Here is a 14,688-nt window from a genome sequence, read left to right as displayed (position 1 = left end):
AATGATGTCAGAAAATAATTTATCATCAAAAGCTTATAAAATTTTAGAAGAGTTACTTGTAACACTAAAACTTGAACCAGGAAAAACATATTCAGAAAAAGAGCTTATGGCTTTATCTGATATAAGTAGAACACCATTAAGAGAAGCATTATTAAAACTAGCTAATGAATCTTTGATTACAATTATTCCAAGACGTGGAGTACAAATATCTGATATTAATATGACAAATCAATTATCAATATTAGAAACAAGAAGAGTTTTAGACAGACTTTTAATAACAAGAGCAACAAAATATGCAACAACATTCGAAAAAAATAAGATTTTAGATTTTAAAAAACATATGCAAATTGCAGTAGATGAAAAAGATGTAAATAAATATTTAAGAGTTGATAAACTTTTAGATCAAGCTATTTTTGAATCAGCAAAAAACTCATTTGCAGCAAATGCTACAGCACCTTTACATATTAGAAGTAGAAGGTTTTGGTATTATTTTAAAGGTGTCGACGATTTAGAGGATTCAGCTAAAATTCATATGAAATTAATAGATGCAATTTTAGAATCAAATGAAGAAAAAGCTTGTGAGACATCAGATTTAATTATTAATAAGTTAGTAGATATTGTAAAAAATCAAATAGGTATTTAAACTTATTTATTATATTTCATAATAAGAATTTGCTCATAAAGCATATACCCATAACCTTTTGGAAGTTCTGGGTGTTCTCTTTCCACAAGTGCGATGATCTCTTTTATTTGGTCTTCGGGCATATTTTTAACTATTGGTAAAATAGTTCTTTCAATTGTTTTTTTAAACTCTTTGATCTCTTCTTGTGTCATATATAATTCTTTGTTTAGATTTAGTGAGTTGCAATTATATAGAAATTATCTAAAAAGCTAGTTAATTTAATTATAAAATTATTTTAAAATTTAATTATTTTCTTTTTTTAATGAAAAATATATTTAATGAAACTATGTAAAAAATATGATATAATCGCGAAAATATATATAATAATAGGAAAAATAGTTTTGGTAGAATTAAGTAAAAAAATATCCAAATTAGTTGGTAAAACAAATGCTGAATATGAATTAATAAAAGAAGGCGATAGGGTTTTAGTAGGATTTTCTGGTGGAAAAGACTCTACAACTTTAATTCATGCATTAAACCATTTAAAAAGAGTTGCACCTTTTAATTTTGAATTTAAAGCTGTTACGGTAACTTATGGAATGGGTGAACAAGTAGAATTTCTTGCAAAACATTGTGAGGAACATGGTATTGAACATGAAATTGTTGATACTGAAATTTTTGAATTAGCAGGAGAAAAAATTAGAAAGAATTCATCTTTTTGTTCTTTCTTTTCAAGAATGAGAAGAGGATACCTTTACTCAACAGCACAAGAACAAGGTTATAATAAATTGGCATTAGGTCATCATTTAGATGATGCAATGGAATCATTTTTTATGAACTTTCTTTATAATGGAGCATTAAGATCTATGCCACCAATATACAAAGCTGAAAATGGTTTAGAAGTAATTAGACCATTGATTTTTTGTAGAGAGAGACAACTTCGTGCTTTTGCTCAAAGTAATGAGATTAATGTAATTGGAGATGAAGCCTGTCCTGCAATGAGGTTTGATATAAAAATGCCTTATGCTAGGGAAAAAACTAAAGAACTTTTAGCAAAAATGGAAGAAGATAATCCTCAAATGTTTATCTCAATGAAAGCAGCATTTAATAATATACAAACATCTACTTTTTTTACAAAAGAATTTTTAGATAGAGATTAGTATGAAAATTTTAATCTCTTCTTGTCTTCTTGGTGAAGATGTAAGGTATGATGGAGCTAATTCAGCAATAGCATACACTAATTCTTTTACTTTTTCTGAAAAAGAAAAGTTCATGGATATACTTTGTGAAAATGAAATATACTCTTTTTGTCCCGAAGTATCAGGTGGACTTTCTATACCAAGGGCTCCAGCTGAAATAATTTCAGCAAAAAAGCCTTTTATGGTAAAAAATGAAAAAGGTGAAGATGTTACAGTTAATTTTCTTTTAGGAGCAAAAAATACTCTTGATTTGTGTCTAAGTGAAAATATAAAAGTTGTATTGTTAAAATCTAATTCCCCCTCTTGTGGAAATGAAAAAATATATGATGGTACTTTTTCTGGCAAGCTTGTAGAAGGAGAAGGGTTAACTGCAAAATTACTGTTAGAAAATGGCATTTTAGTATTTAATGAATTTCAAATAAATGAGCTTTATAGTTTTTTAAAGAAATGTAACAAAAGTAAATAAAAAATACAATTTAATGTATAGATAATGTTCTTTTTTACTAAATATTAATAATATTATTGATATTATTTAGCACTACACACACATGGAGAGTTGGATGAAGAAGATTGTTCTTATTCTTGTTATGTTAGTTAGCTATGCATGTTCTTTTGATAGAATCTCATTAGAATATGGATATAAAGACAGCATTGATGTTTATGGTTTATCTTTATTTAAAGATTTTGATTACAAGCTTTTTGATATCGCAGATCTAAGCTTAGAAGTTACAACAGAATATGTAGATGGTAAAAATGATAGTATGGCTATTATTAGTACACAGCCATTAGCTACAATTGACATTACTGAAAATTTATATTTTGAAGCAGGATTAGGTGTTGCTTATTTTAGTAAAGAACATTTAGACCATAAACAGTTTGGTATGAATTTTCAATTTAAAGAAAGTATAGGTTTTGGATATAGATTTAATGATAATTTTGATGCTACATTAAAATACAATCATTATTCAAATGCAAATCTTGATGATGATAATTCAGGTTTAGATTTTGTTGGATTAAAAGTAGCTTATAGATTTTAAAAGCTACTTTTTATAAATTTGAATTAACTAATTCAGATAATCTTAGTGGGTCAAGTGCTCCACTAACTCTTTTAACTTCTTTGCTTTCTTTATAAATAATTAATGTAGGTATTGATCGAATACCATATTTAGCACCTAACTCTTGTTGCTCTTCTGTATTAACTTTTATAAATAATGCTTTTAAAGGATATTTTTGAGCTACCTCATTAAAAATTGGTGCCATCATTTTACAAGGTCCACACCAAGGTGCCCAAAAGTCAACTATTACAGGTATATCTGAATTTACAATAACATGATCAAAAGTTGTGTTATCAACTTCAATAGGTGTTGTATCTAATAAAGAGTTCTTGCAATTACCACAGTTCGCAACTTTATATGTATCTTTTTTTGGAATTGAATTAATTTTTAAACAATGAGGACATACTACGTTTAGTTTTGACATATTAAGCCTTTATATCTAAAATTGTATCCATTACTGCTTGTTGAGTTACAACTCCTTGAGCATTTGCACTATATGCAATTGTTGCTGGAGTTTGTTGTACAAGTGAATCAATAATATCACCTGCTGCTTCTTGAAAAACAGGGTCTCCAACTGCATTTGCAACTTGTGCAATATTTTGAGCCATTTGATTAACTTCCATTTGTATAGAAAGCATACTTGATAAGTTATTATTAACTGTCATTTTCAACTCCTTGTTCTTGACTTTGTAAAAGAAGTCTATTTAGGTTTGCCACTCTTGCTATTTGGGCATCAGCACCACTTAATTCATTTGGAGCACTTGCTGCATCTTGAAGTTGTTGCAATTTTAAATTAGCACTTGCTTCATCTTTAGGTATCGAAGTATCAAATCTTACTGAACCACCTGTAGCATAAAGTTTTCCATCAGGTCCTACTTGATAATTATAATTAATTGGAGTAGTAGTTGTAACCTTAGAAGCATGCAACTGTTCATGAATTTTAGTTTCAGAATCTAGTTTTTTAAATTTACTAACAACTCTTTCGTAATCTTTTTCATCATATTTTGATGAAGAAGAAGTTTTATCATAAGAATCAAGAGTTGATTTCTCAACATCTTTTTTCTCAATACTTGCTAATTCTGCTCTTTTTTGAGCAAGTTGCATATATATTGATGATGCTGATTGAGTTGTATTTAATACTTCCATTCTTTTAACCTTTTGATAATTTTATCATCTTTTAAAGCAAAAGTAAAGAAAAGTATTAATAGTCAATTGCTACTTTATATCGAGGATCATCCTCTTCATAAGTACAAAATGGACCTGCATCCTTAAGTATTTTTTTACAATCTTCACTTAAGTATCTAATTACCAACTTCTTACCTGCTTGGGCATATTTTTTTGTTATTGTATCAATAGCTTCAACCCCTGAAATATCCATAACTCTTGCATCTCTAAAGTCTAATACAATATTTTCTGGGTCATGTTTAATATCAAATAGTTCAAAGAATGATGTTGTTGAACCAAAAAATAGTGGACCATCAAATTGATAAACTTTTGTATTTTCATTTTCTCTTTTTGTTCTACTTCTAACTTTTGAATGTTTCCAAGCAAATACTAAAGCAGAAATAATTATACCTGTAATAACAGCAATAGCTAAGTCAGCAAAAATTGTTATAACTGTAACTGCAACCAATACAAATTTATCAGAGTTTGGCATATATCTTATTCTATTTCCACTTTCCCATTCAAAAGTACCAATTGCAACCATAAACATGATACCAACTAAAACAGCAACAGGAATTAATGCAATATAAGAAGATAAAGAGACTACAAATGAGATTAGTAATATAGCTGCTGTTACACCTGATAGTCTTCCCCAACCACCATTTGAGAAATTGATTATTGATTGTCCAATCATAGCACAACCTGCCATTCCTCCAAAGAAACCACATACAATATTTCCAGTTCCTTGAGCAATACATTCTTGGTTTCCACTACCTCTTCTTCCTCCCATCTCATCTAAAACAGATAGTGTAAGTAAAGATTCAATAAGACCTACAAGTGAAACTAAAACAGCATAAGGTAATACTATTAAAATAGATTCTAAATCTAAATGTAATGTTGGAATTCCAAAACTTGGAAGGTTCCCTGAAATATCAGCTAAGTCTCCAACTCTTTTGGTATCTAAATCAAATCCAATTACCACAGCTGATATAACAATAATTGCAATCAGTCCAGAAGGGATTGATGTGGTTATTTTCGGAAAAAACTTAACAATAATCATTGTTGCTAATACTAAAGCATACATAACCCAGTTTTCACCTTTAAAAAGTGGGAATTGTGCCATTGCAATAACAATTGCAAGACCATTTACAAAACCATACATTGCTGGTTGTGGAACTAATCTGATTAATTTACCTAGTCTAAATGCCCCAATAGTTATTTGAATAATACCTGCAAGAATAGTAGCTAATAAAATATATTGTAATATGTAGTTTGCAAGCTCACCATTTTGTGTTAATTGAGACAGCATTTCAGGACTTAAAGATTGTTTTACATCTACACCAAGTCCAACTAAAACAACAGCAATTGCCCCTGTTGCTCCACTAATCATACCAGCTTTACCACCAATTAATGCAGTTATTAAACCTAGTATAAAAGCAGTATAAAGTCCAACTAGTGGTGAAACTCCAGCGATTATAGAAAATGCAATTGCTTCAGGTACTAGTGCAACTGCTACAACTATTCCTGAAAGTACATCACTTTTTATTGATTTTCCAATAAATGTATTTTTAATATTTAACAAAACTATTCCTTATATTATAAAGTCGCGATTATATCTAAACTAAAATTTATCATAGGTTAAGCTATTCATAATAAAATTTATTAGTTTTTTAGCTATAATAACATCCATGAAAAAAGAGTTCTACAAAAGTTTAAGTTTTAAATTAGGTGTACTAATTGTAATTATCCTTTTATCATTATTTACATCAGCTTTTATGTTTAATTCTCAAATTGATAAGTTAAAAAAACGAATAGATTATATATATTTTGGTAATTATATTCCTGTTTTAAAATTGCATACTTTAGATGACTTATTTTCTGATTTAATTGTTTGTATGAAAACTCATAAAAAGTGTAATAGAACTCCTTATTTTAAAAAAATAAAAAAAGAATGGGATTATTATAATAATTCATACAAAGCTGACGAAGAAAGAAAAGTAGTAGATAAAATTAACAAAGATATATTAAATTCACTGACTTTTAAAGCTAAGTTTTCTACATATAATTTAATGATAGAGAAAATCAATTTTTTAAAAGAACATGAAAAAAAAGTTGCTTATAAGAAAAGAAGAGAGTTTTTAGCTGAATACTCATCTATGAAAGATTATCTTTTTTATAATATGATAATTCTTGTTGTTATCTCTTTCCTTTTTATAGCTTTTATTATTTATTCAATTATAAAAAAAGATAATCAACTGAAAATTCTTACTAAAAAATATAAATTAGAATCTATAACAGATGGCATGACAAAATTATACAATAGAAAATATTTTGATAAAATTTTTGATAATATGCCCTTTATTTCCAATGCAAACAATTGGAAAAGTGCTTTTGTGATTTTAGATATAGATTTTTTTAAGCAATACAATGATACTTATGGCCATGATATGGGAGATTTAACCTTAAAAAGTGTAGCTAGTACTCTTAAGAACTATTTTAATAGAGAGTATGAATATGTTTTTAGATTAGGTGGAGAAGAGTTTGGTGTAATACTGTTTGATATTGATGAAGATATTTTAAAAGATTGTTTAGCAGATGTAAATAAAAATATAGAATCATTAAATATTGAGCATAAAAATAGTAAAATCTCAAATGTAGTTACTATTTCTATTGGAGCAGTAATATATGAAGCTAATTCTTACATCTCATGCAATAAGCTGTATAAAATGGCTGATGAGTCTCTTTATCGATCAAAAGAGAATGGAAGAAATCAATATAGAATTTATAATGAAGAGGTAAAATAGATGTTTTTATTTGATAAAAGTAGTCACTTTAATTTAGCTAATTTGGCTACATTTTTTAATATTGCAGCAGGAATGATGGCAATATATTATTTAACACATGAAAATTTTTTAGCAAGTGCATTATTTGCATGGCTTGCGGGAGGATTTGATATTGTAGATGGAAAAATAGCGAGAAAGTATAACTTATCAACTGAGTTTGGGATTCAGTTAGATTCTTTTGCAGACTTTTTATCATTTGTTATTGTTCCAACTATGTTTATATTTTTTGCAGTAATTGATGGAAAAGAGATGATGCTTTTTACTCCTTTAGTTGCCTTTGCTTTTATTTATTATGTAATTTCTGGATTAAGAAGATTAATTCAATTTAATATTAATGCCGAAGAAGGGTCAGTAGAAAAATATTTTACTGGTGTTCCCACTCCTTTAGGAGCTATACTTCTTTGGGTTGTTTATCTTGTTTGGCTTACAGGAATTATAAATGAGAATGTTGTCTTAATATTTATGATTATCATAGGTTTTTTACTAAATTCAAAATTAAAAATAAAGCATCCATAGTTAATGGATAAAATAACTACTATAGATTTAGGTTCTAACTCTTTTAGAGTTTTAATATATGATTGTAAAAATAGTAAAATAGTTGATGAGTACAATGAAGTTGTAGGTATGGCTGATGGCCTTAATACAACAGGTCTTATCTCTAATGAAGCTCAACAAAGAGTTATAAAAGCTTTAAGAAAATCAATACAAAAATTAAATTATTTACCAGAAGATGCTATATGTGTTACAACTGCAGCAATGCGAATGGCAAAAAATAACAAAGAAGTTTTAGCATACTTTAAAAAAGAGATAGGTGTAGATTTTAAAATCATTGATGGTTCAGAAGAGGCAAGATTAACTCTTTTAGCTGTTAAGTATGCTTTAAAAAGAGAAAAAATAAACTCTTCAAATTTTGTATTATTGGATATTGGTGGTGGTTCAACAGAGATAATTGTAAATAATGAAGATAAATTTTATTCTAAAAGTTTTAATTTTGGAATTGTTACTTTAACACAAAAATATCTTTCAAAAAATGATTTATTAAAACAATTATCTGAATATAAAAGTGAGATTAATAACTTTTTATCTAGTTTAAATTTTGATTTAAATAATTATACATTTGTAGCAACTGCAGGAACTCCAACAACAATAGCAGCTGTTAAATTAGGACAAGACTTTTTTCATTATGATAAAAATAAAGTAAATGGAACAATAGTAAATTTAGATGATCTAAAGGATTGTTTAAAAATATTTGAAAATAGTGATGAAGCTACTATAACAAAACTTGTTGGAAAAGGTAGAGTTGAATTTATTGAGGTTGGTATATATATTTACAGAGCTATTTTTGAGGTTCTAGAAAAAAAAGAATCTATTGTATTAGATGATGGATTAAGAGAAGGTGTTGCTGTAAACTATTGTATGCAAAACAGTTTATGATAATAAATCAACACTTTGATCTTGTACTATATTTGCTTGTGAAGTTACTAGATATCCAGAGTTTGCTTTAACTTTGTCTTTTGAAAAATTATTAACTTCTTCTGTAAAGTCAATGCTTTTTTTTCTTTTGTTTTGATTAGATAAATTGACTTGATCTTGAATAGATTTTTTAGCACTTTGGACTAAATTATTATGTAATTCATCAAATTGTGATTCTATATTTTTTAACTCATTTATAGCTTTTTCTACAGAAAGAATCAATTTATCAAGGCTTGCTTGATTATTCAAATCACTTTTATTAATATTTTGTGTTACTAAAGATGCAATAATTGGGGTATTTGGTTTTTCTATTGAAAAATAAGATTCTTTAGTAAAAATTTCTATTCTTAGATTCTCTTCAAAATCATCAACTGCAATTAGTTTTTCTCTTTTATATTTTGTATCATAAGCAATCTCTTTAAAGTTTTGCAACTCCTCTAAAATAGATTTTTTAATATTGTTTTTATCATTATATTCATTATTTAAAGAGAGTGAAATCTCAATATCTCTTAAAGAATTTTGTTCTTTTTCTAACCCTCTTATAGCAATTTTTGTAATTGCAATACCTTCATTAAAAGCTTGAAGAGAAGAGGATAATTCATCTCTTTTTTTATTATAATCTTTTATGTAAAGGGAAAAAGAGTCTTCTTTATCATTGTGAACAACTGATGTATCAGATTTTTTATTAATTTTTTGAGGTGTATTGTTTAATGAAACAAGCCCGTTTTCTATGCTATTTACATCCATATTATTCCTTTTGAAACTCTACTTATTCTACAGAACTTATCATTAATTTAAAATAAACTTAAAATCCCCCCAATCAACTAATTAAAGATAGTATTAATAACATTTTGAGTATAATTTTTGACTAATTTATAATAGGAGAGACAATGAAAATAAGTGGCGCAAAAATGGTTACTGAATCATTAAGAGAGGAAGGGGTTGAAGTAGTATTTGGATACCCTGGTGGCGCTATTATGAATGTCTACGATGAAATTTATAAACAAGGGTTTTTTCAACATATATTAACTAGACATGAACAAGCTGCAATTCATGCCGCAGAAGGTTATGCTAAATCAACAGGAAAAGTTGGTGTTGCAATAGTTACTTCTGGTCCAGGGTTTACAAATGCAGTTACAGGTCTAGCAGATGCATACATGGATTCAATTCCATTAGTAGTGATCTCTGGTCAGGTTCCAACTACAATTATTGGAACAGATGGTTTTCAGGAAATTGATGCAGTAGGTATCTCAAGACCTTGTACTAAACACAATTATTTAGTAAATGATATTAAGGATTTACCAAGAATTATAAAAGAGGCATTTCATATAGCAAGTACTGGAAGACCAGGACCTGTCCATGTTGATATACCTAAAGATATAACAGCTGAACTAGCAGAATTTAAATATCCAAAAGAGGTTAATTTACCAACATATAAACCTACAGTTAATTACAATAAAAGACAATTGAAAAAAGCAATGACTGCAATTTCAACGTCAAAAAAACCAATTTTTTATGTAGGTGGAGGAGCTGTTTTAGCAAATTGTTCTTATGTAATAAGAGAACTTGCTGAACTAACAAATATACCTGTAGTTGAAACATTGATGGCAAGAGGTGTAATGGGTAATGATCATCCATTATTAATTGGTATGTTAGGTATGCATGGAGAGTTTGCTGCAAATATGGCAGCTCATGATACAGATTGTATCATCTCACTTGGTGCAAGATTTGATGATAGGGTAACAGGAAGATTGGATGAATTTGCTAAAAAAGCAAAAGTAGTTCATATCGATATTGATCCAACTTCAATTGCTAAACTTGTACATACAAATTATCCAATTGTTGGAGACTTGAAAGTTACTGTTGAAGGTATGCTTGAAGCTGCAAAAGATATGGAATTTAATGATTATACAAATTGGGTTTCATTACTTAAAGATTATAGAGAAAAAGAGCCTTTAAGATATAACGATTCTGATTCTACAATTAAACCACAATGGGTTATTGAAAGAGTAGGGCAAACATTAGGTGAAAATGCTATTATCTCTACTGATGTTGGACAACATCAAATGTGGACAGCACAGTTTTATCCATTTTCTTATCCAAGACAGTTTAATACTTCAGGTGGATTAGGAACTATGGGATTTGGTCTTCCAGGAGCTATGGGCGTTGCAAGAGGAAATAAAGACAAAGTTTCTATTAACTTTACAGGTGATGGTTCAATTTTAATGAACATTCAAGAGTTAATGACTTGTGTTGAAGCTGATTTACCAGTAATTAATATTATTCTAAACAACAACTATTTAGGAATGGTTAGACAGTGGCAAACACTATTTTATGAAAATAGATTATCAGAGACTGACCTTTCTATGCAACCAGACTTTAAAATGCTTGTTGAAGCATTTGGAGGAGTTGGATATAGAGTTACAACTAAAAAAGAGTTTGATGAAGCATTAAAAGATGCAATTGAAAAGAAAAAACCAGCAATGATTGATGTTGTTGTTTCAAGAGATGAGATTGTATTGCCAATGGTACCAAATGGACATGCATTAAATGAAATGACACTTTTAGGAGATAACAATGAATAATTTTAACCACTATTATGATACTGAAATTGCAAGACAGGTTATCTCTGTGATTGTGATAAATGAACACAATGTATTATCTAGAATTGTAGGTTTATTTTCAGCAAGGGGATATAATATTGATTCTCTAACAGTTGCACCAATTTCAGGAAGTGAATATTCGAGAATGACTATAGTTACAACTGGTGATAAAAGAATTATAGATCAAATTGTAAAGCAACTGAATAAGTTAATACCAGTATTAAAAGTAAACGAACATCAAAATGTAATAGAAAAAGAGACAGTATTAATTAAAATACCAATTGATCAACCTCTTAGTGACATAGATGTAATAGCAAGAGCATATAATGGACATATACAAAATGTAACTGATGATGCTATTGTTATCTCTGCAACAGATGCTCCTAGTAGAATTGCAAATTTTACAAATATTATGAGCAAATTTAAACCACTTGAAGTAGTAAAAAGTGGTGTAGTAGCGATGGAAAGATAAGAGTAATCTTATCTTTCTATTTTTATAAGGAAATATAAATTGAAACTTAATGAAATAGCAAAGGTTTTAAATTTAGACTCTTCAAGTGAAGTTGAAATAGTTGGCTTAAATACTCTACTTGACTCAAATGAAAACGAATTAACATTTTTAGAAAATAAAAAATATATAAACGATTTAAAAAATACAAAAGCAGCAGCTGTTTTAGTTAAAAAAGAGTTTGCTTCTTTAGTTCCTAATACTTCAATTGCTTTAGTATGTGAAGAACCTTATCTAAACCTAGCATATGCATCAAAACTTTTTGCACCTAAAGTGATTGAAGATGAAGGTGAAGATTGTATAGTAGGTACTGATACAATTATTATGCCAAATGTATATTTAGGTAAAAATAGTAAAGTTGGTAAAAATTGTAAGATAATGGCTGGTGTATTTATTGGAGATAATGTATCAATTGGTGATAATACAATCTTACATCCAAATGTGACTATTTACAGAGATTGTGTAGTTGGTAGTGATTGTATTATTCACTCAGGAACTGTTGTAGGCAGTGATGGTTTTGGTTTTGCTAATACAAAAGATGGTAAATATATAAAGATTTATCAAAATGGAAATGTTGTTATTGGAAATGATGTAGAGATTGGTTCTAATACTTCAATAGATAGGGCTGTATTTAAATCTACAATAATATCTGATGGAGTTAGATTAGATAATTTAATCCACATTGCACATAACTGTAAGATTGGAACAGGTTCAATTTTAACAGGTCAAGTTGGTTTATCTGGTTCAACAACATTACATGAGTATGTTATTATGGGTGGACAAAGTGCAACGGCAGGACATCTTGAGGTTGCACCTTTTACTACAATTGCTGCAAGAGGAGGGGTCACAAAATCAATTACAACTCCTAAAAAGCAGTGGGCTGGTTTTCCATTGTTTGAACATAGACAATGGCTAAAACTTCAAGGAAGAATTGCAAAATTATTAAAATAAGGGTCTATCATAGTTAAGAAAATTTTATCATCAATCTTTTTATTTATTATTGTTTATTTTGAATATGCTACATTTGTTAGTGATAAGATTAGTGTTGGAAAAATAGGTTTCCTTTTTGCAACATTTTCACATCAATATTTTGGCTTTTTATCATATATCTATTTGATTTTATTTTTATACCCTTTGTATATTTTAAATTTTAAAAAAGATTTTGATTTAAAAGATTTTAGTATAAAAAGTTTATCTGTAATTTTGCTTTTAATCTCTTTATTGATTTTTCAATCTTTAGTAGTAGGAAAAGGTATTTACTCAGGTGAGATTGGAAACTATATAATATCTTCAATGTTTCCATTTATTGGTAATGTTGGTTTATGGATATTCTTAGTTATAGGGCTTATTATATCTTTAATGATTTTATTTGAAGATTCTAATATTAATTTCAATGCAAAAAAAATTGTTCCAAATTTTAAAAGAGTTAATACAGCAGTAAAACCTAAAAGAATTGAAAATAAAAGAAAAGATAAAAGAGAGAAAAGAGTAGCTTCTTCATCATCAGAAGACAAAGTAAAAGTTAAAAATGATGGTGATGTAGCTGAGATTATTATAGAAGAAGTTGATGAAAGTGAGATAGCTAATATTGAAGTTGATGATTTAAATATAATTACACTCTCTCAAGAAGAAAATGAAGTTAATTCTATAGAAGAAAAAGAGTTTATTGAAGATGATAATGAGATTGAAGATGTTATTGATGTCGAGCAACCTCATGCATTAATTGTAGATGAATTAGAAGAGAATAAAAAACTACAAGATGAAATAGAACTAGGTAATACAGAAAAACCAAAAGATTTTGAATTGCCATCTACTAAATTTTTCCAAAGTGCACCAAAAGAGAAAAAATCAAAAGTATCAGAAGCTCAAATTGATAAAAAAATTGAAGATTTATTAGAAAAACTATTGATGTTTAAAATTGAAGGTGATGTAGTAAGAACTTATACAGGACCTGTTGTAACAACTTTTGAATTTAAACCTGCACCTAATGTAAAGGTTTCAAAAATACTTAATCTTCAAGATGATTTAGCAATGGCTTTAAAAGCTCAAACTATAAGAATCCAAGCCCCAATCCCAGGTAAAGATGTAGTAGGTATTGAAGTTCCAAATGATGATACTCAAACTATCTATATTAGAGAGCTTTTAGAGAGTGAAATTTTCCAAAATGCAAAATCACCTTTAACAATGATTTTAGGTAAAGATATTGTTGGAAAACCTTTTATTACAGATTTAAAAAAGCTTCCACATTTACTTATTGCAGGAACTACAGGTTCAGGTAAATCAGTTGGTATTAACTCTATGATTTTATCTTTATTATATAAAAACTCGCCAGATAATTTAAAGCTTGTAATGATTGATCCTAAGATGTTAGAGTTTTCTATGTATAATGAAATACCACATCTTTTAACTCCTGTTATAACAAAACCAACTGATGCAATTAATGCTTTATCTAATATGGTTGCAGAGATGGAAAGAAGATATACTTTGATGTCTAAAACAAAGACAAAAAATATAGAAAGTTATAATGAAAAAGCAAAAAGAGATGGTTTTGAAGCTATTCCATATATAGTAGTAGTTATTGATGAGTTAGCTGACCTGATGATGACAAGTGGAAAAGATGTTGAGTTATCAATTGCCAGACTTGCTCAAATGGCAAGAGCTTCTGGAATTCACCTAATAGTTGCAACACAAAGACCTTCTGTGGATGTTGTTACAGGATTAATTAAAGCAAATCTTCCTAGTAGATTATCATATAAAGTTGGTCAAAAAGTTGATTCAAAAATTATTCTTGATTCTTTAGGTGCAGAATCTTTATTAGGAAGAGGGGATATGTTGTTTACTCCTCCAGGAACTTCAGGTTTAGTTAGACTTCATGCTCCTTGGTCAATGGAAACAGAAATCGAAAGTGTTGTAGATTTCTTAAAAGATCAAAGAGAAGTTGAATATGATATGAATTTTGTTAAAGATAAAACTGATTCAGCATTAAGTAATGGTTCAGGCTCTTTAGAAATGGGTGAACTTGATGAACTTTATGAAGATGCAAAAGATGTTGTATTAAATGATAAAAAAACATCTATTTCATATATTCAAAGAAAACTAAGAATTGGTTATAATAGAGCAGCAACTATAGTAGAACAGTTAGAACAAACAGGCGTTTTATCTGAAGCAAATGCAAAAGGAAATAGAGAAATACTTATTTAAAGTGTAGTTTGTTACTTTTT

General features: G+C 28.4%; 17 protein-coding genes. 11 read left to right on the top strand and 6 right to left on the bottom strand.

The features are described from left to right. Positions 1-4 precede the first annotated feature (4 nt). On the top strand, positions 5-643 hold the full coding sequence (locus ACKU4C_RS07270) for a GntR family transcriptional regulator (RefSeq protein ID WP_321315741.1): 639 nt from the start codon (positions 5-7) through the stop codon (positions 641-643). Positions 644-645: 2 nt separating this feature from the next. Here the strand turns inward: ACKU4C_RS07270 and ACKU4C_RS07265 are convergent, their stop codons facing one another. Next, entirely contained in the window at positions 646-834 is a 189-nt protein-coding gene (locus ACKU4C_RS07265) for a hypothetical protein (protein WP_320034064.1), read from the bottom strand. 189 nt (positions 835-1,023) lie between these two features. Between ACKU4C_RS07265 and ACKU4C_RS07260 the strand changes: the two genes are divergently transcribed. The 3 genes from ACKU4C_RS07260 to ACKU4C_RS07250 all read left to right on the top strand — a co-directional run bounded on the left by ACKU4C_RS07260 (position 1,024) and on the right by ACKU4C_RS07250 (position 2,858). Beyond that, positions 1,024-1,782 carry an ATP-binding protein gene (locus ACKU4C_RS07260; protein WP_321315739.1) on the top strand — a complete coding sequence of 253 codons (759 nt, stop codon included), beginning with the start codon at positions 1,024-1,026 and terminating at the stop codon, positions 1,780-1,782. 1 nt (position 1,783) lies between these two features. Next, the gene (locus ACKU4C_RS07255) at positions 1,784-2,287 is read left to right on the top strand and encodes a DUF523 domain-containing protein (RefSeq protein ID WP_321315738.1); all 504 of its coding nucleotides are present in this window, start codon (positions 1,784-1,786) and stop codon (positions 2,285-2,287) included. Between the two features lie 94 nt (positions 2,288-2,381). After that, positions 2,382-2,858: an acyloxyacyl hydrolase gene (locus tag ACKU4C_RS07250; protein ID WP_321315736.1), complete on the top strand. Its 477-nt coding sequence runs from the start codon at positions 2,382-2,384 to the stop codon at positions 2,856-2,858. Between the two features lie 10 nt (positions 2,859-2,868). On the opposite strand, the gene trxC is transcribed toward ACKU4C_RS07250, so the two are convergent. Genes trxC through ACKU4C_RS07230 form a run of 4 tightly spaced genes read right to left on the bottom strand, consistent with a single transcriptional unit; the run spans position 2,869 to position 5,622 of the window. After that, the gene (gene trxC / locus ACKU4C_RS07245) at positions 2,869-3,300 is read right to left on the bottom strand and encodes a thioredoxin TrxC (protein WP_321315734.1); all 432 of its coding nucleotides are present in this window, start codon (positions 3,298-3,300) and stop codon (positions 2,869-2,871) included. A gap of 1 nt (position 3,301) precedes the next feature. Then, a complete protein-coding gene (locus ACKU4C_RS07240) occupies positions 3,302-3,541 on the bottom strand; it encodes a hypothetical protein (protein WP_321315732.1) in 240 nt (79 codons plus the stop codon). Beyond that, positions 3,531-4,022, bottom strand: a complete 492-nt coding sequence (locus ACKU4C_RS07235; protein ID WP_321315730.1) for a putative metalloprotease CJM1_0395 family protein — start codon at positions 4,020-4,022, stop codon at positions 3,531-3,533. Before ACKU4C_RS07235 ends, ACKU4C_RS07240 begins: the two co-directional genes overlap by 11 nt. Before the next feature lie 55 nt (positions 4,023-4,077). Beyond that, complete coding sequence (locus tag ACKU4C_RS07230) at positions 4,078-5,622, bottom strand: SulP family inorganic anion transporter (RefSeq protein WP_321315728.1); 1,545 nt, start codon at positions 5,620-5,622, stop codon at positions 4,078-4,080. 106 nt (positions 5,623-5,728) lie between these two features. Between ACKU4C_RS07230 and ACKU4C_RS07225 the strand changes: the two genes are divergently transcribed. Genes ACKU4C_RS07225 through ACKU4C_RS07215 form a run of 3 tightly spaced genes read left to right on the top strand, consistent with a single transcriptional unit; the run spans position 5,729 to position 8,317 of the window. Then, complete coding sequence (locus ACKU4C_RS07225) at positions 5,729-6,844, top strand: GGDEF domain-containing protein (protein WP_321315727.1); 1,116 nt, start codon at positions 5,729-5,731, stop codon at positions 6,842-6,844. Beyond that, complete coding sequence (locus ACKU4C_RS07220; protein ID WP_321315724.1) at positions 6,845-7,399, top strand: CDP-alcohol phosphatidyltransferase family protein; 555 nt, start codon at positions 6,845-6,847, stop codon at positions 7,397-7,399. A 3-nt stretch (positions 7,400-7,402) separates the two neighbouring features. Then, positions 7,403-8,317 (top strand): exopolyphosphatase, encoded by a 915-nt coding sequence (locus ACKU4C_RS07215; RefSeq protein WP_321315722.1) that lies wholly within the window; start codon positions 7,403-7,405, stop codon positions 8,315-8,317. On the opposite strand, the gene ACKU4C_RS07210 is transcribed toward ACKU4C_RS07215, so the two are convergent. Then, positions 8,312-9,103 (bottom strand): flagellin, encoded by a 792-nt coding sequence (locus tag ACKU4C_RS07210; RefSeq protein ID WP_321315720.1) that lies wholly within the window; start codon positions 9,101-9,103, stop codon positions 8,312-8,314. The two genes, ACKU4C_RS07215 and ACKU4C_RS07210, sit on opposite strands and share 6 nt — an antisense overlap. A gap of 143 nt (positions 9,104-9,246) precedes the next feature. Between ACKU4C_RS07210 and ACKU4C_RS07205 the strand changes: the two genes are divergently transcribed. From ACKU4C_RS07205 to ACKU4C_RS07190, 4 genes are read left to right on the top strand one after another with little or no spacing between them, the layout of a single operon-like run. Further along, the gene (locus tag ACKU4C_RS07205; RefSeq protein ID WP_321315719.1) at positions 9,247-10,941 is read left to right on the top strand and encodes an acetolactate synthase large subunit; all 1,695 of its coding nucleotides are present in this window, start codon (positions 9,247-9,249) and stop codon (positions 10,939-10,941) included. Continuing rightward, positions 10,934-11,431 (top strand): acetolactate synthase small subunit, encoded by a 498-nt coding sequence (gene ilvN / locus ACKU4C_RS07200; RefSeq protein ID WP_321315717.1) that lies wholly within the window; start codon positions 10,934-10,936, stop codon positions 11,429-11,431. Before ACKU4C_RS07205 ends, ilvN begins: the two co-directional genes overlap by 8 nt. Positions 11,432-11,470: 39 nt before the next feature. Next, a complete protein-coding gene (lpxD, locus tag ACKU4C_RS07195; protein ID WP_321315715.1) occupies positions 11,471-12,418 on the top strand; it encodes a UDP-3-O-(3-hydroxymyristoyl)glucosamine N-acyltransferase in 948 nt (315 codons plus the stop codon). 9 nt (positions 12,419-12,427) lie between these two features. Further along, positions 12,428-14,668: a DNA translocase FtsK gene (locus ACKU4C_RS07190; RefSeq protein ID WP_407933768.1), complete on the top strand. Its 2,241-nt coding sequence runs from the start codon at positions 12,428-12,430 to the stop codon at positions 14,666-14,668. Positions 14,669-14,688: the final 20 nt, after the last annotated feature.

The organism is Halarcobacter sp. (genome assembly GCF_963676935.1).
In the GTDB taxonomy this organism is placed as follows: domain Bacteria; phylum Campylobacterota; class Campylobacteria; order Campylobacterales; family Arcobacteraceae; genus Halarcobacter.
This window is presented reverse-complemented; position numbering and strand designations above follow the sequence as displayed.

What these genes read in the sequence shown, in the direction of transcription:
- ACKU4C_RS07270 (WP_321315741.1), top strand. Translation starts at nt 5, where the DNA reads ATGTCAGAAAATAATTTATCATCAAAAGCTTATAAAATTTTAGAAGAG.
- ACKU4C_RS07265 (WP_320034064.1), bottom strand. Translation starts at nt 834, where the DNA reads ATGACACAAGAAGAGATCAAAGAGTTTAAAAAAACAATTGAAAGAACT.
- ACKU4C_RS07255 (WP_321315738.1), top strand. Translation starts at nt 1,784, where the DNA reads ATGAAAATTTTAATCTCTTCTTGTCTTCTTGGTGAAGATGTAAGGTAT.
- ACKU4C_RS07250 (WP_321315736.1), top strand. Translation starts at nt 2,382, where the DNA reads ATGAAGAAGATTGTTCTTATTCTTGTTATGTTAGTTAGCTATGCATGT.
- trxC (WP_321315734.1), bottom strand. Translation starts at nt 3,300, where the DNA reads ATGTCAAAACTAAACGTAGTATGTCCTCATTGTTTAAAAATTAATTCA.
- ACKU4C_RS07240 (WP_321315732.1), bottom strand. Translation starts at nt 3,541, where the DNA reads ATGACAGTTAATAATAACTTATCAAGTATGCTTTCTATACAAATGGAA.
- ACKU4C_RS07235 (WP_321315730.1), bottom strand. Translation starts at nt 4,022, where the DNA reads ATGGAAGTATTAAATACAACTCAATCAGCATCATCAATATATATGCAA.
- ACKU4C_RS07225 (WP_321315727.1), top strand. Translation starts at nt 5,729, where the DNA reads ATGAAAAAAGAGTTCTACAAAAGTTTAAGTTTTAAATTAGGTGTACTA.
- ACKU4C_RS07220 (WP_321315724.1), top strand. Translation starts at nt 6,845, where the DNA reads ATGTTTTTATTTGATAAAAGTAGTCACTTTAATTTAGCTAATTTGGCT.
- ACKU4C_RS07215 (WP_321315722.1), top strand. Translation starts at nt 7,403, where the DNA reads ATGGATAAAATAACTACTATAGATTTAGGTTCTAACTCTTTTAGAGTT.
- ACKU4C_RS07210 (WP_321315720.1), bottom strand. Translation starts at nt 9,103, where the DNA reads ATGGATGTAAATAGCATAGAAAACGGGCTTGTTTCATTAAACAATACA.
- ACKU4C_RS07205 (WP_321315719.1), top strand. Translation starts at nt 9,247, where the DNA reads ATGAAAATAAGTGGCGCAAAAATGGTTACTGAATCATTAAGAGAGGAA.
- ilvN (WP_321315717.1), top strand. Translation starts at nt 10,934, where the DNA reads ATGAATAATTTTAACCACTATTATGATACTGAAATTGCAAGACAGGTT.